At 39.6% G+C, this 23836-nt stretch carries 18 protein-coding genes; 13 read left to right on the top strand and 5 right to left on the bottom strand.

What is annotated here, in order from left to right; translation table 11 throughout:
* Positions 1-5: 5 nt before the first annotated feature.
* The gene (locus K7X70_RS11035; RefSeq protein ID WP_222537114.1) at positions 6-764 is read right to left on the bottom strand and encodes a polysaccharide biosynthesis/export family protein; all 759 of its coding nucleotides are present in this window, start codon (positions 762-764) and stop codon (positions 6-8) included.
* Between the two features lie 286 nt (positions 765-1050).
* On the opposite strand from K7X70_RS11035, the gene K7X70_RS11030 reads away from it, so the two are divergent.
* Positions 1051-1482 (top strand): hypothetical protein, encoded by a 432-nt coding sequence (locus K7X70_RS11030; RefSeq protein ID WP_222537113.1) that lies wholly within the window; start codon positions 1051-1053, stop codon positions 1480-1482.
* Positions 1483-1485: 3 nt separating this feature from the next.
* On the opposite strand, the gene K7X70_RS11025 is transcribed toward K7X70_RS11030, so the two are convergent.
* Entirely contained in the window at positions 1486-2853 is a 1368-nt protein-coding gene (locus K7X70_RS11025) for an NAD-dependent succinate-semialdehyde dehydrogenase (RefSeq protein ID WP_222537112.1), read from the bottom strand.
* Between the two features lie 333 nt (positions 2854-3186).
* Between K7X70_RS11025 and K7X70_RS11020 the strand changes: the two genes are divergently transcribed.
* The 3 genes from K7X70_RS11020 to K7X70_RS11010 all read left to right on the top strand — a co-directional run bounded on the left by K7X70_RS11020 (position 3187) and on the right by K7X70_RS11010 (position 5785).
* The gene (locus tag K7X70_RS11020; protein WP_222537111.1) at positions 3187-3519 is read left to right on the top strand and encodes a DUF1016 N-terminal domain-containing protein; all 333 of its coding nucleotides are present in this window, start codon (positions 3187-3189) and stop codon (positions 3517-3519) included.
* A gap of 2 nt (positions 3520-3521) precedes the next feature.
* Positions 3522-4028 (top strand): PDDEXK nuclease domain-containing protein, encoded by a 507-nt coding sequence (locus tag K7X70_RS11015; protein ID WP_222537110.1) that lies wholly within the window; start codon positions 3522-3524, stop codon positions 4026-4028.
* A 251-nt stretch (positions 4029-4279) separates the two neighbouring features.
* Positions 4280-5785: a malate:quinone oxidoreductase gene (locus tag K7X70_RS11010; RefSeq protein ID WP_222537109.1), complete on the top strand. Its 1506-nt coding sequence runs from the start codon at positions 4280-4282 to the stop codon at positions 5783-5785.
* A 144-nt stretch (positions 5786-5929) separates the two neighbouring features.
* Here the strand turns inward: K7X70_RS11010 and K7X70_RS11005 are convergent, their stop codons facing one another.
* Positions 5930-7588 (bottom strand): DUF3472 domain-containing protein, encoded by a 1659-nt coding sequence (locus K7X70_RS11005; RefSeq protein WP_222537108.1) that lies wholly within the window; start codon positions 7586-7588, stop codon positions 5930-5932.
* A 572-nt stretch (positions 7589-8160) separates the two neighbouring features.
* On the opposite strand from K7X70_RS11005, the gene K7X70_RS11000 reads away from it, so the two are divergent.
* The 3 genes from K7X70_RS11000 (at position 8161) to K7X70_RS10990 (ending at position 15102) form a co-directional block, all read left to right on the top strand.
* A complete protein-coding gene (locus K7X70_RS11000; protein WP_222537107.1) occupies positions 8161-11433 on the top strand; it encodes a TonB-dependent receptor in 3273 nt (1090 codons plus the stop codon).
* Between the two features lie 52 nt (positions 11434-11485).
* Positions 11486-12532, top strand: coding sequence for an NAD(P)-dependent alcohol dehydrogenase (locus K7X70_RS10995; RefSeq protein WP_222537106.1), 1047 nt, complete (start codon positions 11486-11488; stop codon positions 12530-12532).
* 128 nt (positions 12533-12660) lie between these two features.
* Positions 12661-15102 carry an AsmA family protein gene (locus K7X70_RS10990; RefSeq protein WP_255607080.1) on the top strand — a complete coding sequence of 814 codons (2442 nt, stop codon included), beginning with the start codon at positions 12661-12663 and terminating at the stop codon, positions 15100-15102.
* Between the two features lie 318 nt (positions 15103-15420).
* Here the strand turns inward: K7X70_RS10990 and K7X70_RS10985 are convergent, their stop codons facing one another.
* Entirely contained in the window at positions 15421-15942 is a 522-nt protein-coding gene (locus tag K7X70_RS10985) for a GNAT family N-acetyltransferase (RefSeq protein ID WP_222537105.1), read from the bottom strand.
* 244 nt (positions 15943-16186) lie between these two features.
* Here K7X70_RS10985 and K7X70_RS10980 point away from each other — a divergent pair, with 244 nt between their 5' ends.
* The 6 genes from K7X70_RS10980 (at position 16187) to K7X70_RS10955 (ending at position 21921) form a co-directional block, all read left to right on the top strand.
* Positions 16187-16603 (top strand): OsmC family protein, encoded by a 417-nt coding sequence (locus K7X70_RS10980; RefSeq protein WP_222537104.1) that lies wholly within the window; start codon positions 16187-16189, stop codon positions 16601-16603.
* Positions 16604-16894: 291 nt separating this feature from the next.
* The gene (gene proB / locus K7X70_RS10975; protein ID WP_222537103.1) at positions 16895-17929 is read left to right on the top strand and encodes a glutamate 5-kinase; all 1035 of its coding nucleotides are present in this window, start codon (positions 16895-16897) and stop codon (positions 17927-17929) included.
* Between the two features lie 5 nt (positions 17930-17934).
* Positions 17935-19185 (top strand): glutamate-5-semialdehyde dehydrogenase, encoded by a 1251-nt coding sequence (locus K7X70_RS10970; RefSeq protein WP_222537102.1) that lies wholly within the window; start codon positions 17935-17937, stop codon positions 19183-19185.
* A gap of 149 nt (positions 19186-19334) precedes the next feature.
* Positions 19335-20435: a sensor histidine kinase gene (locus K7X70_RS10965; RefSeq protein ID WP_255607079.1), complete on the top strand. Its 1101-nt coding sequence runs from the start codon at positions 19335-19337 to the stop codon at positions 20433-20435.
* Positions 20436-20438: 3 nt separating this feature from the next.
* Positions 20439-20876 (top strand): response regulator, encoded by a 438-nt coding sequence (locus tag K7X70_RS10960; protein WP_222537101.1) that lies wholly within the window; start codon positions 20439-20441, stop codon positions 20874-20876.
* A gap of 31 nt (positions 20877-20907) precedes the next feature.
* Entirely contained in the window at positions 20908-21921 is a 1014-nt protein-coding gene (locus K7X70_RS10955) for a LacI family DNA-binding transcriptional regulator (protein WP_222537100.1), read from the top strand.
* A gap of 9 nt (positions 21922-21930) precedes the next feature.
* On the opposite strand, the gene K7X70_RS10950 is transcribed toward K7X70_RS10955, so the two are convergent.
* Positions 21931-23664 carry a phospho-sugar mutase gene (locus K7X70_RS10950; RefSeq protein ID WP_222537099.1) on the bottom strand — a complete coding sequence of 578 codons (1734 nt, stop codon included), beginning with the start codon at positions 23662-23664 and terminating at the stop codon, positions 21931-21933.
* Positions 23665-23836: the final 172 nt, after the last annotated feature.

Here is a 23836-nt window from a genome sequence, read left to right as displayed (position 1 = left end):
ATTTATTAACGGATTAATGCGGTAAGCAGGACAGCAACGGCAGAGATACAAGCGGTGATAATCGGGAGTGCACGGTTGTTTGGACTGAATTCTTTTTCTTTTGACTTGTCGGGTTCTACGTAAACAATATCATTCTGTTTCAAATGAAAATATGGAGATTGGAAAACGTCTTTTTTATTGAGGTTGAGTCTGACCATACTGCGTGTTCCATTAATTTCCCTGATGACCAGTACATTTTCACGTTTTCCATAAACTGTCATGTCGCCTGCCATACCCAATGCTTCCAGCAGGTTCAGCTGTGTGCTGTTGACGGTAAATGAAGCCGGTTGGTTGACTTCCCCAATCACTGTCACCTTGAAATTAAGCAGCTGTACTTCAACAATCGGCGATCTCATATACTGGTTTAGTGATTGGGTAATCAACTTTTGCGCGTCTTCAATGGTTAATCCTTCTAATTTGATATTGCCGCTGAGTGGGAGGGTCACCATGCCTTGATGATCTACCTGATAACTTTGCACATTGCGGCTTTCTTCCGTATTGGTTCTTGTTGTTGGTTTAATAAATAACGCATTGGATTCAGGGCTTAAACTGTTCACTGAAATACGTAGCCGATCGCTCTTTTGAATCTTAAGTTCAGCCTCAGCACTGCTGATCTGATCTTTAGCCAATTCAGATAAATCGCTGAAATAAACCAGGTTTCGCTGAGGAACACATGCGCTGAAGAAGAGCACACATAACACTAGAATGTAGGGTCTTTTTTTCATGATGATACGGCTGATTATTAGAATAGTTAAAGTTATCTATTTAAAATTCAGCAGTATATCGTTTTTTTAAGTTGTAAGTAAACTGTTAATCTGGGCATCGTTATTGACAGTAATTTCAGCAGGATCTGGTGGGAATTGACAGATTGTACAAGCAGAATTACAGAAACAACAGAGGTAATTGTTTTTTCTACTCCATTAACTGAGTTAATTTGTAAGATGGTTTCAAAATTTTTATATTGGGATAACGCGATTGAAAAAACGATCGGGTTTTAAAACTCTTAGATCTATGTTTGACGAATTGAGTAAATACAAGCAGGGCAATTTCTTTTTTCAGGCAACGGACAGTTTGGTAGAAGTTTGCAATGTAGCGTCGCATAATTATGGGCTATATTTGGTGTATGCGCTAAGAAAGGGGAGGGTGGAATTGGTTTATATCAATAAATCTGGTCCACCTGAAAAATCAAAAGAGCTGAAACCCAATCCAGATATTGTGGACGATCTACGGGAGAACTTGCTCAACGGTTTTCAATTTGGGGAGATTGAACGCAAGAATTCCTGGCCTGTACAAATGATGATCGAAGACATAGAAGCTTTACACATCCATTGGTATGTGACTTATGATCATAAGAACAAGGACTTGCCTGCGACTATGAAATCGAAAATCCTGCAGATTTATCAGGGAATTTATGGTCAGTTGCCCCGATGGAATCAAGTCTAGTCCTTATTGGATATAGACCGTTTTAATGTTTACAAATTCACGAATACCAAAAGAACTGAGTTCTCTGCCATAACCACTTTGGTTGATTCCACCAAAGGGTAATCTTGAATCTGATTTTACCAGACTATTGACAAAGCAGGATCCTGCGTTTAATTTCTTCGCCGCAATTTCTTCTCCTCGTGCTTTTGAAGCTGTAAAAACTGCTGCTCCTAATCCAAACGGACTATCGTTCGCAATCTTAATCGCATCTTCCTCATCCTTTGCCGTGAATATTAAAGCTACCGGACCAAAAAGTTCTTCCTCGTACGCTGGCATTCCTTTTTTTATTCCAGTAAGAATCGTAGGGCTGTAAAATGCATGTTCACCTTTAAATTCAGGGATTTTGCCACCAAGAATACATTTTGCCCCAGCTTTAATATTGTCCATTACCTGATGATGTAACTCATCACGCAGGTCTTTCCTGGCCATAGGGCCAAGGTCAGTCTGCTGATCAAATGGGTCTCCGGTAATTTTTGACTGCATTTTTTTAAGGAAGATTTTTATGAAATCTTTTTCTATCTCTTTTACGAGAATGAATCTTTTTGCAGCAATACAACTCTGACCATTGTTGATCAGCCTGCTTTGCATGCAGATTTCCGCCGCCTGCTCCAGATCTGCATCTGCTAATACCAGATAAGGATCGCTTCCACCCAATTCCAGTACTGTTTTTTTCAAATGAAAACCTGCTTGCTGTGCAACTTGTTTGCCGGCTTCCGTACTCCCGGTTAAAGTAACCGCTTTGATGAAAGGATGGGCAATGGCTTGTTTTACTACTTTACTATTGATCAGTAAAACATGGAAAAGGTCTTTTGGAAAACCTGCTTCTTTAATGACCTCTTCGATTGCCAATGCGCAGCCGCTCACGTTGGAAGCATGCTTCAATACGCCCGCATTACCTGCCATTAATGCAGGAGCTAAAAAACGAAACAATTGCCAGAAGGGGAAATTCCAGGGCATCACCGCCAGAACCACGCCTAATGGCTGAAAGCTGACATAACTTTTACTGGCTTCGGTGGCAATGAGCTCATCTTTTAGAAAATTAGCGCCATTTGAAGCATAAAAATCGCATACAGCTGCACATTTTTCAATTTCGGCAATTCCTGCAGGCAATGGTTTTCCCATTTCTTTAGCCATTAAAGTGGCCAGTTCAGTTTTCCGTTTTAACAGTACTGCGGAAGTATTTCTAAGGAACTCTGCACGCACAGAAAAACGGGTTTCTTTCCATTTTAACCAAGCCTGATGTGTCTTTTCTATTTTCGTATTGACCTGCTTTTCTGTGTCTTCTATATAGGTTTTTATCGTTTTTCCATTCGTTGGGTTCACTGAGATCATACGCTTCTGATTTTGTATTTAGATTATAACAGCAATTAAACAGGGGGAATTGTTTTATTATTTTTTTGACAGGAATCTCCCTTAACTGTTTGGGAAGATAAATAGCTTATGGCATTAAAAAAATGGTTGGTCTAAAATCAGGTATTTGTACCTGAATTTTGTTCTGCGGGCTTACCGGGCAGGTGTTCCAGCTGCGCTTTGAGGACTTTATATTCTTTTTCCAGCACTTTGAACGCTTTGTGGTCTGGACGATGGTGATCATGGTCGGCAATTTGCTTTAAATAACTTGCAGCTACCTGGTCAAATGCAAAAGCGGCCTATGGTAAATCAGTATTGAAAAAATTAGCTCAGCAGCTTACGCTGGAGTTTGGAAAGGGCTTTGATGAGCGTAATTTGAACAATATGAGGGCATTTTATAATGCTTTTTCAATTTGGAACGCAGTGAGTACCAAATTGAGCTGGACACACTACCGCATCATTAGCCGAATTGAAAGCAATGATTTAAGAGCCGAGTACATTCGGTTTGCTGTTGAAGGAGGCTGGGACACGCGCACCTTACAGCGAAACATCAGGTCGCAGTATGTGGGGCGGGTGCTGGAAACAGGGAGGAGGAAATTCCAAATGCTCAGGAACTCATCAAGGACTCTTATATCTTTGAATTTTTAGGTTTGCCTACGGATACCAAAACTTCAGAAAGTACCATAGAAAGCATACTCATCAATCATCTGCAGCAATTTTTAATGGAACTGGGAAAAGGATATGCTTTTGTAGGAAGACAAGAACATATCGTGACAGATACTGCTGATTTTTTTATTGATCTGGTCTTCTACAACTATTACCTGAAATGTTTTGTATTGATTGACTTGAAAACAGATCAGCTTACCCACAGTGCGATTGGGCAAATGGATATGTATGTCAGGATGTACAATGACTTGAAAAAAGGAAAGGATGATCATCCCACTATTGGCATCATACTTTGTAGTGAGAAGGATGAAACTATCGTTAAATATTCTGTGCTGGCAGAGAATGAAAAATTATTTGCCAGTAAATATCGATTATACTTACCTAAAAAAGCAGAATTGAAGGAATTGATAGAACAAGATCGCATCCGGCTGGAGTTAGACCATATTATACCAGCTAAGTCATATAAAAATGACAAACAAATGAAGGCTTAAGTAGCTGATATTCTGAGTTTTCTTTGTGTGAATTATAGGGTAGTAAAAGAAAGTATCCTATCAATTTAGGTAATAAAATTAGAGTAAATGAAAATTTACCTAAAAATGGGGAGGATTTCTCCAGTCTTTACCTCATTTATCAAGGGTATTTTTTGGATTTCTGAAAATTGATGGAAATAATTCGTAAAACATCTTGTTTTCTTAAGGATTATTTGATAAGGTATTGTATTTTTGCATAAAAATTCAAATAAATGACTCGTAAGAATAGTAATTCGGAAAAAACTGCGGATGTTGTATTGATTGGAGCAGGGATAATGAGCGCCACATTAGGTGTATTACTTAAGGAACTGCAGCCGGATATCACCATAGAAATTTTTGAAAGACTGGATGTTGCTGCGGCAGAGAGTTCTGATGCCTGGAATAACGCCGGCACCGGACATTCTGCATTTTGTGAGCTAAATTATACGCCACAATTAGCAGATGGTTCAGTAGAAACTGGAAAAGCGGTAGCTATTGCAGAATCTTTTGAAGTATCCAAGCAGTTTTGGTCGTTCCTGGTTAATCACAACCTGGTAGGATCACCCGAAACATTTATTAAGAGCATTCCACATGTAAGTTTTGTGTGGGGAGAGAAAAATGTTGCGTTTTTACGTGAACGTTACGACAGATTACAGGAAAATCTTCTTTTCGAAGGAATGAAGTATTCCGAAGATCCTGATCAATTGAAAAAGTGGATGCCTTTAGTGATGGATCAACGTGATCCTAAAGAAAAAGTAGCTGCAACAAGAATGACCATGGGAACTGATGTGAATTTTGGGGCATTAACCAGAATGATGTTCGACACGCTTCAGAAAATGGAAGGGGTAAGCATGCACTTTTCTCATGATGTGAAGAAATTGAAGCAAAAGAATGGGCTTTGGGAAGTGAAAGTAAAAGACGAAGCTACTGGCGATAAACGTATAGTGAAAGCTAAATTTGTTTTCATCGGTGCTGGTGGTGGCTCATTGCCATTGTTAGAAAAATCTGATATTCCTGAAGGTAAAGGTTTTGGTGGTTTCCCGGTAAGTGGACAATGGTTGAAATGTATCAATCCAGATGTAATCGCCAGTCATGATGCTAAAGTATATGGTAAAGCTTCGGTTGGTGCACCACCGATGTCTGTTCCTCATTTAGATACCAGAATGATCGACGGTAAAAAAGCATTGCTTTTTGGTCCTTATGCAGGGTTTTCTACAAGATTCCTGAAAAATGGATCTTTAATGGACCTTCCGATGTCAATTAAGGTAAATAATATCCGCCCGATGATTTCTGCCGGACTGGACAATTTACCACTCACAAAATATTTAATCAATCAAGTGCGTCAATCTCCGGAAGACCGTATGACGGCTTTAAGAGAATACCTGCCAACTGCTAGAATGGAAGATTGGGAACTGGAAACTGCTGGTCAGCGTGTTCAGGTGATCAAAAAAGATGAGGAACATGGTGGTATCTTAGAATTCGGAACAGAGGTAGTTACCGCTGCCGATGGCTCTATTGCTGCTTTATTGGGTGCTTCACCAGGTGCATCTACTGCGGTTTCTATTATGATTACCTTAATGGAACGTTGTTTTGGAGAACAACTGAAAAGCAAAGAATGGCAGAAAAAATTGACTGCTATGATTCCTTCGTATGGCCATGCACTGAGCAAGAACATGAAAATGACGGAAGAAATCAGGTCGAATACCACAAAGACTTTAAATTTACGTGAAGCAGAATAGTGCTGATCTAATTACAAACTGGTATTAATTAAATACTGGCGTATTTTATATATAAATGGCTTTTAGTGTAAAAACTAAAAGCCATTTCTTTTTTCTTATCAGATTTATGGCGATTGCCGCTGCATTATTATTGTAAATGATTATTTATTGAGCTTCTAAGATCCATTGTTGATTGGCAGTACCTGTAGTTCCATTCATAGTATACAAAACAAGCCTTTGACCATTGGTGCTGCTGCTGCCTGGATTATCCAGGATATAATGGTTGGACATATTGCTCTGAATGACATATTTATTAGTACCAACAGACACCAGGTTCCATTGCTGGTTGATGGCATTGCTGATCGTATATTGGATTACATTGGAGCCAATGGTTTGAGTTCCTCCAGAAATGTCTATGGCTTTATTACTGTTACCATTGATCAGCACAGTTGCCCCATTTTGTGAGCTTAACTTCCATTTTTGTTCTGCGCCTGCACTGCTGATCGATTGTACAATATAGGCGCTATTTGCTGTGCTGTTTGCTTCTACAGATAAGTATAACCCACTGGATGCATTTTTCAGTCTGTACCAGGTAGCAGGTGGATCCCCCGGAACTAGTGCCGAACTGATTGCAGGAGCGACCTGGTTAAAAATATCGGTGATGGTTACCCTGGCGGTGTAAGTTCCGCTGCCAATCGTAACATTGCTGAAGGTTGCCGTTCTTTTTTGTGGAAGCACTTCATTAATTGTCTGGACAACATTTCCGCTTGGATCTAGTAATTCCACTTTTGAAGAAAATTGCGGAGTTTTTGTGGCATTGTTGGTCCAGTTGATGTAAACTGTAGTTCCAGCGTAAATTGCAGATACTGATTGAGTTTCTCCAACTGTAATCACTGGCGCAGTTCCCTGATTGGTTTGTGCAGGAAGTGCTAAAGTCCGCCCAGTGCCAAAAGCGGCATCAGGTTGTACACTGCCTCCATGTTCCATAAAATAGGCATCTTCCGCTGCATCATATCCGGAATTAAAAGCACGGTCGTAGATGCCATTTCTCCCTTCATCACCAGCATTAGCACTGAAACTTCTGCTGGTATGTTTTTGCCATACGTTAGTAGTGCTTAGGTTCCAGCAGTCCTTGAAAAAAGCTTTTCTAATGAAACTGCCATCGTAAGCTGGATTGCTGCCTGTCCAATTTTCTAGAAAGGAATCATTCCCGGAGCCTAAAAAGGTGGTGCGCTCTGGAATGGCGAGGGTGGAAGTGTGGAACCAGGTTCCGGTACTCATGTTTTGGATGAAGGTGCCAATAAATAGCTCTCCATTGAGTTTCCATGACCTAATGGCAATATTGTACCAGGTATTGAGTGCCCATTGATAGGGATTAATCGTTTTGTAGCCATCACCTTCACCACCGAATCTACCACTGAGGGTGTTTGTTGCAGTATAGGCTACTCTTGAGAACACGCCGCCTGCAGTATTCGGATCCCAATGTGAAGCAATCAGAATATTTGGTGTGCCAAATGAATTGTCTGGGGTTTGCTGTAAACCATTGTAGCCGCCAGAGTAATTGTGAACAGAAAAATATTCTGCATTAGCGGACTGTGTAATCTTAATTTTGTGAATTTTTGCAATGGCATCTGAAGGAAAAGAAAAGAAAATGTGCTGCGATGGTGCGGCATTTTCTGTACCAGCAAGCGCTAAGGTTTGATTTTGTTCCCGCTGTTGTTTCTCCATGTTTTCCGTCAGCATAGACTTTTGACAGGAAGTTAGGGAGGTAAATAGCAGCAGCAGCAGTAAAACCGGCTTTAAATAGAGGTTGGTTAATTTCATAAAGATTGGGTTTAGAGATGAATTTAATTCTCTATAAGTTCAGAAGAAGGTTTGATACTCAGTTGGTTTACTGTTGCGCAAACGTTTGTGTAGTTTGGTTTGCTCTGAATACAGATTGTAGGAAAAGTATGCTTCCTTTCTTAGTCCTGTCTCAGGACGTGGTTCAGCTTTCAGATCGCCATTTATAATTTGAAAGATATTTTATGGCTTTTTATCTTTTTGATAGCTTATGCAAACGTTTGTGTAATCTAAGGTAAAGGTGCTGGTAGAGCAGGCTTGTCTTCCGGAACTTTAGTCAGAGTTGGGAAGTATATGGTTAAGGAGATCGGATTTTTGAATTCTGACCTCCTTAACATAATCATAACATTAATTTAACTTATTTATACTGGTTAGATTCGATTTGTCATCGCTTTTAGAGATTTTGAATTCTTAAGTTTAACTACTGAAAATGAGGATTTTAATTCCGTTTTAATCTGGTTTTAATCTCATGTTAAGCCTTCTTCGTGTTCATGTTAATTTAATATTAACGTGATCCTGCCAAACTAGTTTTGATAAAAATTTAAACCTAGAAAATGAAAAAAGAATTCAGCAATTATGTGGTTTACCTGGCGTTGATGTTCCTTGTGTTTATAGGACTTGGAGTTCAGGCTCAGGTGACTACCTCCAGCATGAATGGTAAGGTTCGTGATGGTAAAGGGATGAGTATCCCCGGCGCAAGCGTACTCATTTTACACCTGCCAACTGGCACAAAATATGGTGCTGTAACGGGTAAGGATGGAGCATATCGGGTGAACAACTTAAATCCTGGTGGGCCTTATCAGGTGACTGTAAGTTATGTAGGTTATAGCCCCCAGCAGCAAAAAGCAATTACACTAAACCTGGGCGTAGACTTGCGCCTGGATTTTATGCTGCCCGAAGAAGGTCAGCAATTGAATGAAGTGGTGGTAGCAGGTACCAAAGGTGGTGCAAAACTGGGAGCGGGTACTAAAATCGGCGAACAACAAATTAAAACACTGCCTACGGTGAGTCGGAGCCTGACCGATTTAACCCGTTTAACCCCTCAGGGAAGTAAAGATAATTCCTTTGTAGGAACGAATTTCAGGTATAATAACGTAACCATTGATGGTGCCATCAATAATGATGCGATAGGATTCAGTCCTTCTCTCGGTGGTCAGAGTGGAAGCTCAGGGATGCCTGGCAGCAGTACACGTACTAACCCTGTTTCTTTGGATGCGATACAGGATGTACAGGTCTTACTGGCGCCATATGATGTGAAAATAGGAAACTTCACAGGGGGAAGTGTGAATGCGGTGACGCGTTCTGGTACCAATGATGTGAGTGGGTCCGTGTATGGATATGGTAGAAATGCAGCACTGATCGGTAGGAATAAAATTGGAGATAATTCCAAAGAACCCGCTGCCTTTCATGATTATCAAACGGGCTTTCGCCTGGGGCTTCCAATTATAAAGGATAAACTTTTCTTCTTTACCAACGAGGAACTCACCAGAAGACAAGATCCCGTTATTTTAGGTGCTGGATCGCCGGATATGAAACTCATCACCTCTGATGAGGCCAAATCGATTACTGACCACATGATCAATGCCTATGGAATTGATCCAGGTACAGCAGGAAATTACAATATCTACTCGAAATCCAACAAGTTTTTTAATCGTTTAGATTGGAATATTGATGATAAAAATCAATTGACGATTCGTAACAACACCATCCATTCAGAGGCGACAAATTTAGAAAGAGACCAGGCCAATTTCAGGTTCTCTGGAATCGACTTTAAGCAGACGAATAATCAGAGTTCTACAGTTGCCGAATTGAAAAGCAGGCTTTCTAATAATTCTTCCAATAGTTTGGTGATTGGCTATTCTAATATTCATGATTTTAGAGACCCATTAGGAAACCCGGCAGTACCGCAGATTGAGATCAGTTCTCGTGGTGGAACGATTTTCCTGGGCACCGACCGCGAAGCGAGTATCTTCAATATGAAACAAAAAACCTTTGAGTTTACAGACAATTTCACCTTTACAAAAGGAAAACACACCATCACATTTGGTACACATAATGAACTGTATAACATCACTTATGGTTTTGTGAATGCCTGGAATGGACGTGTGGCTTATGGCAGTATCGACGATTTTTTGAAAAACCAACCATCCCGTGTACGCACCAATTACAACTATACCAACAACAGTAGGGATTACATTATGACCAATCCTCCGGCTGAATTTAAGTTGAACATGTACAGTGTTTATGGAGAAGATCAGTTTCAAATCACAGATAGATTTAAGCTGACTTATGGTTTGAGGTTAGACCTTGCTGATTTGCCAAATAAACAGCCTTTAAGTGATAAGACGATTAATGCACCTGCAGATCCTAATTATGGAGCCACTTTTACCTACACAAAACCAAAAGATATCAAAAATGATTACCTCGGACAAGTTCAGGTGTCGCCAAGAATTGGCTTCAATTATGACATCAATGGTGATCAAAGAATGATTTTAAGAGGGGGAAGCGGATTGTTTACCGGAAGAGTTCCATTTGCCTGGTTAGGCTATGCCTATTATAATAATGGCGTGACCTTTGGTGCTTATGATCAAAAATATAATTATGACCCGGCAAAACCATTGGTTAAACCAGCTGCAGGATCTGATCCGATTAAAGATGCGCTGAATGGGAATGGAGAGGCAGGATATGTAGCAAAACAAGGAGTAAATGTGAATGATGCCAATGGCGCAACACAAGTCGATCTGATCGACAACAATTTCAAAATGCCTAAAACATGGAGGTCAAGTTTAGCTTTCGATTATAAAACTGATGATCTATGGAAATTTAGTGTGGAAGGGATTTTTACAAAGGTGATTCATGATCTAAAGTTTCAACAAGTGAATTTTACGGATAATCCGACCTATAATATATATGATACGGAGCATCAGCAGCCTATTTATCCGACTAGCAATAATAAAATTAACCCTTCTTATAGCAATGCGTATTTACTGTCGAATACCAGTCAGGGGTACAGATATAGTTTAACCGGACAAGTGAGCAAGTCCTTTCCTTTTGGCCTGGATGTAATGGCAGCGTATACTTACGGACAATCGAAAGATATCACCAATGGGATCAGAAACTCAATGGAATCTAACTGGCAATTGAATCAGGCTTTAAATCCTAATCATCCAGGGCTTGCTTATTCTAACTTTGATATCCGCAACCGCATCGTGTCTACTGTTAATTTTAAACATGCCTGGGATAGCCGCAATAAATATACAGCCAATTTCTCCTTGTTCTTCAGCGCGCAGTCGGGTTCACCTTATTCTTATGGATTCCTGAATACAACGATCAATGGTACTGGACAGAATGTGAGTTTAGTCTACGTTCCGAAAGCTGGAGAGACGCCGCAGTTTTTCGCGAAAACACCGGATGGGATCCAACAAGCCGCTGCATTTGATGCCTTTATAGACGGTGATCGTTATTTGAAAACCAGAAGAGGATTGTTTACAGAGCGTAATGGTGCACGTACGCCATGGAATGTACAGGCAGATTTTAGATTTTCACAGGACCTGATTGTATCTGAAGCAGCCGGACATAAACATACGCTGACTTTCACTTACGACATTGTGAACTTAACGAACTTGCTGAATAAAAACTGGGGTGTTCAGTATTTCTCTCCAAATACCTATAATTCTATGGCAAGTGTAGGTCTGAAAGCGGTGACTGCCGGAACTCCAACAAGTTATCCCATCTATACATATGATGTGAATAATACGAGTACTTATGCGAAAGATTTCTTTGCTTCCAGATTCCAGATGCAATTTGGGTTGAGGTATAGTTTTTAGCTAAAACATTTTTAGTAGTTTCGTTATTTATAGATAAACTAATCACAAAAATATGACTTCAGTAAAAGCATACGCAGCTCATAAATCAGATAAACCATTGGAACCTTTTCAGTTGACTCGCCGGGAGCCGGGTGCAGATGATGTGGAGATCAAAATTTTATATAGTGGGGTGTGTCATTCAGACATTCATACGGCAAGAAACGAATGGGGAGGTACTATGTATCCTGTTGTTCCAGGCCATGAAATTGTAGGAAAAGTGAGCCGGGTAGGGGCTAATGTCAGTAAATTCAAAGTAGGCGATACCGTAGGTGTAGGCTGTTTTGTAGATTCCTGCGGTCATTGTAATAACTGTAAAGACCATCAGGAGCAGTATTGCGAAAACGGACACTCACAGACTTATAACTCTTTTGAGCAGGATAAAAAAACGATCACTTATGGTGGTTACTCCACGCATATTGTCGTAACGCAGGGATTTGTTCTGAGCGTTTCAGATAAGCTACCATTGGAAAAAGTGGCGCCATTGCTTTGTGCAGGGATCACTACTTACTCTCCTTTGAGACATTGGGGCGTAAAAAAAGGTCATAAACTAGCAGTAGTGGGCTTGGGCGGTTTGGGTCATATGGCTGTAAAACTTGCCGCCTCTATGGGCGCTGAGGTGACGATGTTGAGTCGCTCTCCAGGAAAGGCAAAAGATGCAGAAGAGTTAGGTGCTCACCATTTTGCATTGACTACCGAAAAAGAGACGATGAAAGGTCTGGCGAATACGTTTGATTTTATCATTGATACGGTTTCTGCAGAACATGATTACAACGAGTATCTTGCTTTATTGCGCACTAATGGAGTGATGATTTTGTTGGGTGTTCCTCCAACGCCTTCGGAAGTACATGCGGTTCAATTAATTTTTGGTCGCCGCAGTCTGGTAGGTTCTTTGGTGGGTGGCATCAAGGAAACACAGGAAATGTTAGATTATTGTGCAGAGCATGGCATCACTTCTGATGTGGAAATGATCAGAATGGATCAGATCAATGAGGCGTATGAGCGTACCCTAAAAGGTGATGTTCGTTATCGATTCGTTATTGATATGGCTACTATAGATTAATTGTTTTAACGTTTTTTGCAACCCGGTAAGTTTAGACTTACCGGGTTTTTTTATAAATTGTAGTAATTGTCCTGCAAACCAGTTTGGTGCCAAACAATTTGATAGTTAAAAACGTTAGCTTTTTACACATGGAAAAAATGCCTCGCTGGTCTAAAATTACGCTTAGAATATTTATTGGTTTAGTCGCTCTTGTTGCTCTCGTTTTTGTTGGACTCGGTTTGTATGTAAATGCAAATAAAAAGACCTTGCTAGCTACAATAACAGAACAATTAAATAAAAACCTCAATGGATCTTTAACCATTGGCAGTATGGATCCCACCTTTTTTAAAGGTTTTCCTGGGGTATCTATCAGTCTCAAAAATGTAGTGATTAAAGATAGTCTTTGGAAAGTACACCAGCATACTTTATTAGAGGCGCAGGATTTTGAAGTCTCAGTAAATACAATGGCTTTGTTAAAAGGAACTATTGAGATCAGGAAGATAGGTATTAATAATGCTAAAATAGATTTGTTTACAGATACATCCGGCTATAGCAATACCGCCGTTTTTAGGAAAAAGGATAAGAAGAAAACAGATTCGACTAAGGGCAGTACGGATGCCCAATTGAAACAATTCAGCTTAAATAATGTGAATTTTATTGTTGACAATAGGAAAGGGCATAAATTGTTTCATTTTGAAGTCGCGGATCTGGATGGAAAGATGGATTATTCATTTTCAGGCTGGGAGGCAAATTTGAAGTTAAAGACGCTGGCAAAGAGCATGGCCTTTAATACGAGAAGAGGCAGCTTCATCAAAGATAAGGTGCTGGAAGGTCCTTTTAAGATCAATTACGATGAAGATACAGGGATTATCCTGGTCGCGCCTAATCAATTGAACATTGGGAACGATCCGTTTATCATCGGTGCTCAATTCGACACTTCAAAAGAGAATACAACTTTTAAAATTGACATTAAGGCACCTTCGATTTTATGGAAAAATGCGGCTAATTTACTGGCACCAAATATTACGGAGAAGCTGCTGATGTTTGATTTGAAAACACCAATAGATGCCAGTTGTATTCTTAACGGGGACATGGGGCCAGGTGGTGATCCGGAAATTAATGTGACGGCGATTGTAAAAGACAACGTTTTAAAGACTCCAGGAGCCATTATTGATAGCTGTAACTTTAAAGGTACTTTTACTAATAATTATGAAAAGGGTAAAGGCTTTACTGATCCGAATTCTGCGATTAAGTTATATGGATTTACAGGTTCCTATACAGAAATGCCTTTTTCAATTGATACGATGATGATTCTTGATTTGGAGAAACCTATTGCTACAGGAGTGTTCAAGTCGAAATTTGCCGTAGCAAAGCTGAATAAAGCTATTGGGACGGAAACCTTGAAATTTGGAAAAGGAACAGCAACAGTGAAGCTGGCTTATAAAGCAGATATCGTTGATTTTAAACTCCATAAACCATTGGTGACCGGTGTAATTGATGTAGTGAATGCGGATGTAAGCTATGTACCGAGGAAGTTGAACTTTACGAATACTGCTGTGTCTTTGAATTTTACTACGGATGATCTGTTTATTAAAAATATCCGTTTGCAGAGTGGAAAGAGTATCGTAATGATGGATGGACAGATTCGTAATTTCCTGAATTTATATTATAACGATCCAGAGAAGATCTTGCTGAACTGGCAGATTAGAAGTCCGCAGTTACATTTAGGAGAGTTTTTAGGTTTCCTGGGGACAAGAAAGCCTGCTAGAGCGACGAAAAAATCTTCAAAAAATACCAGTTTCTCGGAAGATGTGAATGATTTATTTGAGAAGAGTAAGGTAGATATGCATTTAAGAGTCGCCAAAGTATATTATAATAAGTTTATCGGTACGGATGTAACCGCAGATCTGTTTCTTTCTGAAGCCGGTATAGGTATGAAAAATATTTCTGTGAAACATGGCGGAGGTGCTATGAAAGTAAATGGGAATATCTCCCAAAAAGGAAATATGAATCGTTTTTTGGTAAATACGTCTTTATCTAACGTAGATATTAAAAACTTCTTTTATTCTTTTGATAACTTCGGTATGACTACGCTTACTTCTAAAAACTTGAAAGGTTTTCTTTTTTCTAAGTCTACGATTGGGGGGTTGATTACCGATCAGGGAAGGGTGGTGACCAATTCCTTAGGCGGTAATATCGTTTTTGACTTAAAACAGGGGGCATTACTGCAGTTTGAACCGGTAAAAAGTGTGGGTAAATTTGCTTTTCCATTCAGGGACTTGGACAATATTACCTTTAGTAACCTGAATGGTAAGTTTGATGTTCGTGGGCCGCTGATTACGATTGCCCCAATGCAAATCAATTCTAGTCTCTTGAATATGGATGTATCTGGAGTATACTCTATGTCGAAAGGGACGAATATTGCAGTAGATGTGCCGCTTAGAAATCCGAAAAAAGATGCGGATATTACTGATAAAAGGGAAATTCAGGAGCGCAGAATGAAGGGGATTGTACTTCATTTACTGGCAACTGATGGGGAAGATGGTAAGATTAAGATCAAGCTGAATAAAAATCGGAATAAAGAGAAATAGTTATATTTTTTTGTGTCGTTTGACCCTGTTAAGGAATTTCTTTATACCTAATTTGTATAGGTGATAAAGGGCGTTCCGAAAACCCAGAATAGAGTAGGATGGATTAAAGTTTTTATTGCTTTTTGCTGGATTAAAGTAATGATGTTAAGGCCTATAATTATTTTGCTTCTCTTTATTTTATTCGTTTATGGTTTTAAGTGCAAAGCTTAAATGGACATAAAATCTTTCAAAATTTAAATTTATGATGTTATGCCTTTTGTAGCTACGAAGATCCAAAAGATTTCGTAGCTATTTTTTTATACGGTTATCAGAATAAGATCAATTGATCTCAATTTCAAATATTGCCAATACAATGTTTTCATAATGCTTAGGCAATACTTCCGATGCTTCCGGGACAATATTCCCCAGATAATTGAAGCCACATTTTTCGTAATAAGCGATAAGTTTTGGATTATCTCCCCAGGTGTCTAACCTAATGTATTTCTTCTCTTTTTTAGCGCCATATGCTTTGGCCCATTCAATGATGATGTTCACAAAATGATAGCCTCTGAATGCTGGATTCGTCACAATGCGGTGGATATAGATGGAAGGATCTGCATCTTTTTCTTTCCAGATGAGCGGATCATTAAAGTCGATGGCAAAAATGCAGGCTGTTTGTCCTTCGATGACGATTTTCCATTGTCTGCCTTCCTGAATTTCTCTTTCAATTAAGCTGCGTTCAAATCCCTGCCAGTGTTTTTTGAATACCGTCTTTTGATAAGCAATTGCATCATCGTAGAGTTCAAAAATGCGATCAATATCGTTTGGTTCGGAAGGAATAATAGTCAGGTCTTTTAACATTTTACTTAAATTGAATTAACCCTAAAAGTCGTAATTTTATTCTAAGCGCAATGGGTACAGATTTAATTATTTTACCCACACAGATTACAGAATTCCAATTGAAAGCCAGGTTAAATTGATAAATTGCATTGAACCAGAATGATTCGATATTAAGTCAGGATGATTTGCTATCCATTAGCAGCAAAATAACTGTAGAACTATAGATACACTATTAAACTTTATAACCTCCATAAAACAATAAATTATGAAACGTAATGCAACAGCCGTTTGGAATGGCACAATCAAAGAAGGTGCTGGTCACCTGAGCACAGATAGCAAAGTTTTAGATCAGACCCAATACTCTTTTAACAGCAGATTTGCTGATGGTATTGGTACGAATCCTGAAGAGCTGATGGCGGCTGCGCATGCGGGCTGTTTTACGATGAAATTAAGTCTGGACTTAACAGAGGCAGGTTTCACACCTGATACACTGGAAACTAAAGCGACAATTTCGCTAGACAATGGCGTGATCTCCAGTTCTCATTTAGTTTTAAAAGCAAGTGTTCCTGGGATTACTGAAGAACAGTTTCAGGAAATTGCAAAGGGAGCCAAAGCAAATTGCCCGGTCAGCAAAGCTTATAACCTGGAAATTACTTTAGATGCGAGCTTAATCACTTCATAAAGCAGCCACTAAGCTGTAAAAGAGAAAACTGCTGGAGGTAATTGAAGTACATCCAGCAGTTTTTTTTGTTTCTTTCTGCTTTATTTTAGATCATCATCTTTATTTTGAAAATATCATTACTAAACTGACTGTAGATAAAGTATTTGATGAGAAAAATAAGGTAAAATTTCTATTTTAGGGCTTTTAATTGGGGATTCTTAAAATCATAAAGGATTCTTCATTTCAATAGAAAGCTATCAAAATCAATAGAAAACCATCACAATTCAATAGAAAACAACAAATTCAATAGAAATGAATAAGCCGATACTTGTTTTGAAATTAGGTACTGCCTCCATTACTACCCCAAAAGGGGAGTTGGATGAGGGTGTAATTGCTGATGTAGCGGCACAGGTTGCCCAACTGGCGGAAGGACATAGATTAATTCTGGTTTCTTCAGGTGCCGTTGCTGCTGGAAAGCAATACATTAAAAATTATAAAGGGAAAATCTCCGAAAGGAAAGCTGCTGCGGCTATCGGGAACCCCATATTGTTAAATACCTATTCAAAACATTTTTACCCCTATGGCATTCAGATGGCTCAGAGTCTTTGTGAGCGTCGTCATTTCTCTAATAGAACGCAATTTCTACAGCTTAAAGAAACCTATGAAGAGCTGTGGAAAAATGGGGTCATTCCAATTGCAAACGAAAATGATGTGGTGAGCGATCTGGAATTGAGATTTTCTGATAATGATGAGCTGGCCACCCTGCTAGGTGTAGGTTTTGGCGCTTCACTGATCTTGCTGGGGACTTCCGTTCCTGGCGTATTGGATAAAGACGGAAAAGTAGTAGAGAAAATAGATTCCATCAATAATGAGGTGTTCTCCCTTGCCGATAAGAAAACTTCTGATCTTGGATTAGGCGGGATGGTGTCCAAGCTGACCTTTGCCCACCTGGCCTCTACTATGGGGATTAAAGTGGTCATATTTGGAATTAGAACGCCAAATGGCATCCTGGATGCAGTAGCCGAAAAAACGGGTACCGTGTGTGCCCCTAAAAATTGCTCTATACCAGCCAGAAATAAATGGCTGGCGAGTGGAAGTCTGGTGACTGGCAGGTTAATGGTAGATGAAGGCGCTGTAGAGGCCATTAGAGCACGTAAAAGTTTACTGGCTGTAGGTGTGGCTGCAGTAGTTGCCCCATTTGCAAATGGAGAAATATTTGAGCTGGTCGATGCTCAAATGAACATCGTTGGGGTGGCAAGGGCTAAAGCCTCCTCTGAAAATATTGAAAATAATTTAAAACAACATAACCTGGAGATTGCGAACGCCAGTGATATCGTTATCTTATAACAAACATGGAAGCTATAGAAAATCAGTTAATAAATGCTAAGAAAGCCAGGCATTCCATCGCTTCTTTAAGCGATGAAGGAAAGCAGGCATTGCTCCATAGTTTGGCAGCGGTAATTTTGGACCATTCTACTCAGATTATTGAAGAGAATCTAAAGGATCTGGAAAAAATGTCTGATGCCGATCCAAAAAAGGATCGGCTGCTATTGAATGCTGATCGGATTTCAGGTTTGGCCAATAGTTTAAAGGATGTCGCGTTGTTGCCGGATCCAACTAATCAATTGATTTCCAGTAAGCAAATGGAGAACGGTCTGCTGATTCAAAAGAAAACAGTAGCCTTAGGAGTGGTGGGTGTCATTTATGAATCCAGACCTAATGTGACGATCGATGTTGCTTCTTTATGTATCCGGTCAGGAAATGTTTGTTTGTTACGTGGCGGACAAGATGCTTTTCATACCAATCTCTTTCTAGTTTCCTTGATCCAGGGAGTTTTACTGGAATCAGGATTGGATCAAAATATTGTGCAGCAATTGCCAGCGGATAGGAAATATATCCTGGAAATCCTTCAGGCAGAAAAATATATTGACGTCATCATTCCCCGTGGCTCCAATGAACTTATTTCTTTTGTGCGTAAAAACGCCCTTGTACCCGTTATTGAGACCGGAGCAGGTGTGTGTCATACTTACGTTGCGGAATCGGCAAAGTTGATTGCAGCAGCTGAAATTGTTCAGAACGCCAAGGTTTCCCGTCCTTCAGTATGTAATGCATTGGATACGGTGTTAGTAGATAAAACAATTGCTGCTGACTTTTTAGAATTGTTGGCGCCGTTACTGGCTGAGCATCAGGTTGAAGTGTTTGCGGACGACCATGCTTTTAGCCTTTTAAAGGAGTCGGATTACCCGTATTTGGTCCATGCAGCATGCGAAGATTTTGGAAGAGAATTTCTTGATTATAAGTGTTCTGTTAAGGTCGTGGAAAATATCCAGGAAGCATTAGGTCATATCTCCGAATATTCTTCGAAGCATTCTGAGGCCATCATCACGGAAAATTCAGCAGAAGCGGAACAGTTTTTAGAAGAGGTAGATGCTGCCGTAGTTTACTGGAATGCCTCTACTCGCTTCACAGACGGACAGATGTTTGGATTAGGTGCTGAGATTGGAATTTCTACGCAGAAGCTTCATGCAAGAGGACCTTTCGCATTGGAGAAATTGGTCACAGAAAAATGGATCGTAAAAGGGGATGGGCAAATAAGGAATTAACTTTGAGTTCCCCAATTCCCTGTTTGGGAAAAAAGAAGGACAATTTTTTTTCGCTTTCCTGCAAAAAATTGATTCCTATAGGTGTTTTTACGGGTAATTTAGCGTGGCTTGACTTTTGAATATTGTTCAGGAAAATTACTAGCTTTTCCATGCAGAACAATTTAAGTCAACCTCAACCCTTACTTTTAAAAATATTGGGGGAAATCGAGGATTATGCGATTTTATTTCTTGATCAGCATGGATGTGTCAGCAGTTGGAACAAAGGAGCGGAGATGATCAAAGGATATAGCTCTGAAGAGATGCGGGGCATGGATTTCAGGTTGTTTTATACCGAAGAAGCCAGAGTGAATAAAATCCCTGATCATTTGCTGGAAGAGGCGTTATTGAATGGTAAAGCGCATCATCGCGGTTGGCGCATCAAGAAAAATGGGGAGCAATTCTGGGCACATGTGACCATTACCACTGTTTATGATGACGAGAATGAGGTGATTGGTTTTTCTAAGTTTACCAGAGACCTTACAGATAAGCTGAATTCAGAAAAAGCCCTGAAGGAATATGCGAGGGTGCTGGAATTCAGAAATAAAGAACTGGAACAGTTTGTATATATTGCGTCCCACGACTTGCAGGAGCCGCTATTGACTGTTAAAAACTTTACGGGCTTATTGAAAAAGGAGTATGGTGAACAGTTTGATGAGAACGGCGCTTTGTACCTGGATTACATTGCTGAATCCGCAGAAAAAATGAAACACCTGATCAAAGGCGTTTTGGATTATGCGCGTTTGGGGACCCATGAGCCAAAGGAATTATTGGATTGCAATGATTTAATGGCCTCGCTTCAGCTAGAGTTTGCTGAAGAAACGGAGTCGCTCCATCTGGAAGTTGATTATGAAAATTTACCGCGTGTTCCTGCTTATGAAAAGGCGTTGAAGCAGCTTTTCAGACACTTATTCAGCAATGCTTTAAAATTCAGGAAAAAAGAAGGTATATTGAAAATTCAGGTGACCGCCTCCTATGCCGAGCAGCATTGGAATTTTGAGTTTAGCGACAATGGAATCGGAATCGAAGAGCGCTATAAGGAAAAGATATTTTTGATTTTTCAACGTCTAAATTGCAAGGAAGATTATGCAGGACATGGAATTGGACTTTCGCACTGTAAAAAGATTGTGGAACTCCACGGCGGGGAGATTTTTGTAAAATCTGCCTTGAATGAAGGCAGTACATTTTGTTTTAGCCTTAAAAATGATAGATAAAGCATGAAAAAATTTAAGGGTCTTAATTGTGTATTACTTGTTGACGATGACATTCCCACCAATTATATCCACAAGAAAATAGTTCAGAACACGAATATAGAGGTGAATATTATGGCGATCACCTCAGCGAGGGAAGCTTTGGATTATTTGACTTTTTCAGGGAAATATGAAAATGATGTGGACGTGCAGCGACCCGGTCTCATTTTCCTGGATATAAACATGCCAGGTATGAGTGGCTGGGACTTTATGGAAGAATATCGGAAAATAGATGTCGCGCATAAATCGAAAACGATCGTCGTGATGCTGACTACTTCTTTGAATCCTGACGACGAATTGATGGCTTCTGCAAACGAAGAAATTAGGAATTACTTACATAAACCTTTAAATGAAGATGCCTTTGTTAAAATTGCAGGTAAATACTTTGAGGAGATTAACAATTAATTCTCTAGATTGCCTGTAAATTATATTACAAATGAAACCTCCATCTATTAAGGATATTGCAAAAAAAGCAGAAGTATCCATCACCACAGTCTCCTTTATCTTAAATGGCAAAGCCGAAAAGATGCGCATCAGCAAGGAGGTGATCAAACGCGTAGAAGGGATTATTCTTGAGCTAGGCTTTAAACCGAATCAGATCGCAAGAAGTCTGCGGACAGGGAATACCAAAACTATCGGTTTGATTGTAGAAGATATTTCCAATCCGTTTTTCTCGGCTATAGCAAGACGGATTGAGGATAAAGCATATAAAAAAGGCTATAAAATCACTTATTCCAGTACAGAGAATGACCCGGCAAAAGCAAGGGACTTAATTGAGATGTTTAAATCAAGAAAGGTTGATGCTTACATCATCGCACCGGTTCCTGGGATTGAAGGTGACATCAAACAGTTATTGGAGGATAAAATACCGGTCGTTATTTTCGATAGGAATCTGTCGGATCTTGATGTGAACTACGTGGTCGTAGATAACTTCAAAGGTGGTTATTCTGCTGCCGAATTTCTAATCAAGAAAGGAAGAAAGAACATTGCTTTCGTAACCGTAGATGTGGATGTGGACCAGATCAATAACCGTTATTTAGGTTATGAGCAGGCATTGAAAGACCATGGGATCCCTGTAAATGAGCAGACTTTGGTTCGAATTCCTTTCGATAGCACGGAAGAAGACACCAATGAGCGCTTAAAAGCTTTGTTTGAAGAGAATCCGAAGATTGACGCGGTATTTTTCTCTACTAATTACCTTGCGGTAAGAGGCTTATTCTTCCTAAAGAAAATTAAGAAGCCTATTGATGATGGTTTTATGATTGTTGCTTATGATGATCAGGATGTTTTCAAGATCCATACACCTCCCATCAGCGTGGTTGATCAACCCATAGAACAGATCGCTGAAAAGATTATTGATATTATTCTTCAGGAACTGTCTGCGGATAGATCATTACCCCAAACTGAAAGAAGTAAGGTAATATTACCTACTAAATTTATAGAAAGGTGATTTAGAGGCTTAAGCCTCTAAATCTTTCATGACTGCTTTAATCTTGTCGCCAAGTTGGGCGTCAGTTTCTTTAAAACTTGCTTTGTCTTTTAAAGCGGTATTTACGCTGCAATAGAATTTAATCTTAGGCTCAGTTCCCGATGGTCTTGCAGAAACAATGCTACCATCTTCGGTGATAAACTGCAGTACATCCGATTTAGGGAAGTCTAGTTTTGTTTTCTCACCAGTGCTCAGGTTAGTTTCAAAGCCCAGTTCATAATCTTTTAATAAAGCTACTTTAGCACCTCCAAGTGTTGCTGGTGGGTTGCTTCTGAATTTCTCCATCATCGCTTTAATTTCTTCTGCACCAGTTTTTCCCTTTTTAGTGATCGATACCAGTTCTTCTTTATACAATCCGTATTCTACATACATATCTAACATGGCATTGTATAAACTGCTGCCTTTATCTTTGTAGAAAGCTGTCATTTCTGCAATGAAAGCACAGGAAACCACTGCATCTTTATCCCTAACCAATTCTCCGATCAGGTAGCCATAGCTTTCTTCACCACCACCGATAAAGGTTTTCTTACCTTCAAGGCTAGTCATCAGTTGACCGATGAATTTAAATCCGGTTAAGGTATTATAGAAGGTTACGTTTTTCTTTTTAGCGATCTCCTCGATGATATTGGTCGTCACAATGGTTTTAACAATGTATTGGTCACCAGTGAGTTTTCCTTTTTCTTCCCATGCACTCAATAGATAGTTGATCAAAAGACTACCAGTTTGATTGCCGTTTAGCAATACGAATTGTCCATCGTTATTTTTTACCGCGATACCGACTCTGTCAGCATCTGGATCCGTAGCCAAAACAAGATCTGCATCAATTTCTTCGGCTTTTTTAAGGGCTAAAGTCAATGCTTCTTTTTCTTCTGGGTTAGGATAAACCACCGTTGGGAAGTTACCATCTGGAGTGCTTTGCTCTTCAACAAGAGTCAAATTGGTGAAACCGAATTGGGCTAATGCTTGAGGCACTAAGGTAATTCCTGTACCGTGAATAGGTGAGAAGACGATTTTAAGGTCTTTCTGACGTGCAATCGCCTCAGGTGAAACTGATAATTCTGTGATTTTATCCAGGTATAACTGATCAATTTCTTCTCCAATCAGTTCAAAATTACTTTCAATGCGGTCAAATTTTACCTCATCAATGTTTTTGATTTTGGCCACTTCGTCCATGACCATGCTGTCATCTGGGGAGGTAAACTGTCCGCCATCAGCGCCATAAGCTTTGTATCCGTTATATTCTTTAGGGTTGTGGGATGCAGTAAGCATCACGCCACTTTTGCAGCCTAATTCTCTGATTGCGAAAGAAAGTTCTGGTGTTGGTCTCAATGCTTTGAAGAAATACACATGAATCCCATTGGCCGTGAACACATCTGCAGTGATTCCAGCGAAATAATCTGAGTTATTGCGACTATCATGCGCAATGGCTACTTTGATTTTTTCATTCGGATATTTGTTGTTCAGGTAGTTGCAAAGCCCTTGTGTGGCCGTTCCAATGGTGTACTTGTTGATTCTGTTAGATCCGGCACCCATGATGCCTCGAAGGCCTCCTGTTCCAAATTCCAAACTTCTATAAAAAGAGTCGGTCAGCTCAGTAAAAGCTTCTTTATCTAATAGTTGTTGGATTTCTTCTTTCGTTTTACTGTCGTAATTGCCGTTAAGCCATTGATTGATGGTACTTAGGGTTGCTGCTTCTAATTGCATATGATTGTGTATGTCTTTTTAACTCTTGCAGGAATAAACGTTTAATCTTTCAGCTTGTTTTGTGAGAATAGGATTAAAATGTGCAATTCCAAATTTTATTTTGTGTAATTAGCGTTTATTATCGCCGATTTTTTTAATTTCACGGCCACTATACAAGTATATAGCCAATTTA

It is taken from the genome of Pedobacter polysacchareus (assembly GCF_019802255.1).
GTDB classification, from domain to species: Bacteria; Bacteroidota; Bacteroidia; order Sphingobacteriales; family Sphingobacteriaceae; genus Pedobacter; species Pedobacter polysacchareus.
Note: the sequence above shows the minus strand (reverse complement) of the source record. Positions and strands in the feature narration are given on the sequence as shown.

Bases quoted from the DNA above. Each gene is read 5' to 3' on its own strand.
- K7X70_RS11035 (WP_222537114.1), bottom strand. From the start codon at position 764: ATGAAAAAAAGACCCTACATTCTAGTGTTATGTGTGCTCTTCTTCAGC.
- K7X70_RS11025 (WP_222537112.1), bottom strand. From the start codon at position 2,853: ATGATCTCAGTGAACCCAACGAATGGAAAAACGATAAAAACCTATATA.
- K7X70_RS11005 (WP_222537108.1), bottom strand. From the start codon at position 7,588: ATGAAATTAACCAACCTCTATTTAAAGCCGGTTTTACTGCTGCTGCTG.
- K7X70_RS10965 (WP_255607079.1), top strand. From the start codon at position 19,335: ATGCAGAACAATTTAAGTCAACCTCAACCCTTACTTTTAAAAATATTG.
- K7X70_RS10960 (WP_222537101.1), top strand. From the start codon at position 20,439: ATGAAAAAATTTAAGGGTCTTAATTGTGTATTACTTGTTGACGATGAC.
- K7X70_RS10995 (WP_222537106.1), top strand. From the start codon at position 11,486: ATGACTTCAGTAAAAGCATACGCAGCTCATAAATCAGATAAACCATTG.
- K7X70_RS10950 (WP_222537099.1), bottom strand. From the start codon at position 23,664: ATGCAATTAGAAGCAGCAACCCTAAGTACCATCAATCAATGGCTTAAC.
- K7X70_RS11030 (WP_222537113.1), top strand. From the start codon at position 1,051: ATGTTTGACGAATTGAGTAAATACAAGCAGGGCAATTTCTTTTTTCAG.
- K7X70_RS10985 (WP_222537105.1), bottom strand. From the start codon at position 15,942: ATGTTAAAAGACCTGACTATTATTCCTTCCGAACCAAACGATATTGAT.
- proB (WP_222537103.1), top strand. From the start codon at position 16,895: ATGAATAAGCCGATACTTGTTTTGAAATTAGGTACTGCCTCCATTACT.
- K7X70_RS10990 (WP_255607080.1), top strand. From the start codon at position 12,661: ATGGAAAAAATGCCTCGCTGGTCTAAAATTACGCTTAGAATATTTATT.
- K7X70_RS10970 (WP_222537102.1), top strand. From the start codon at position 17,935: ATGGAAGCTATAGAAAATCAGTTAATAAATGCTAAGAAAGCCAGGCAT.
- K7X70_RS11000 (WP_222537107.1), top strand. From the start codon at position 8,161: ATGAAAAAAGAATTCAGCAATTATGTGGTTTACCTGGCGTTGATGTTC.
- K7X70_RS10980 (WP_222537104.1), top strand. From the start codon at position 16,187: ATGAAACGTAATGCAACAGCCGTTTGGAATGGCACAATCAAAGAAGGT.
- K7X70_RS11010 (WP_222537109.1), top strand. From the start codon at position 4,280: ATGACTCGTAAGAATAGTAATTCGGAAAAAACTGCGGATGTTGTATTG.
- K7X70_RS10955 (WP_222537100.1), top strand. From the start codon at position 20,908: ATGAAACCTCCATCTATTAAGGATATTGCAAAAAAAGCAGAAGTATCC.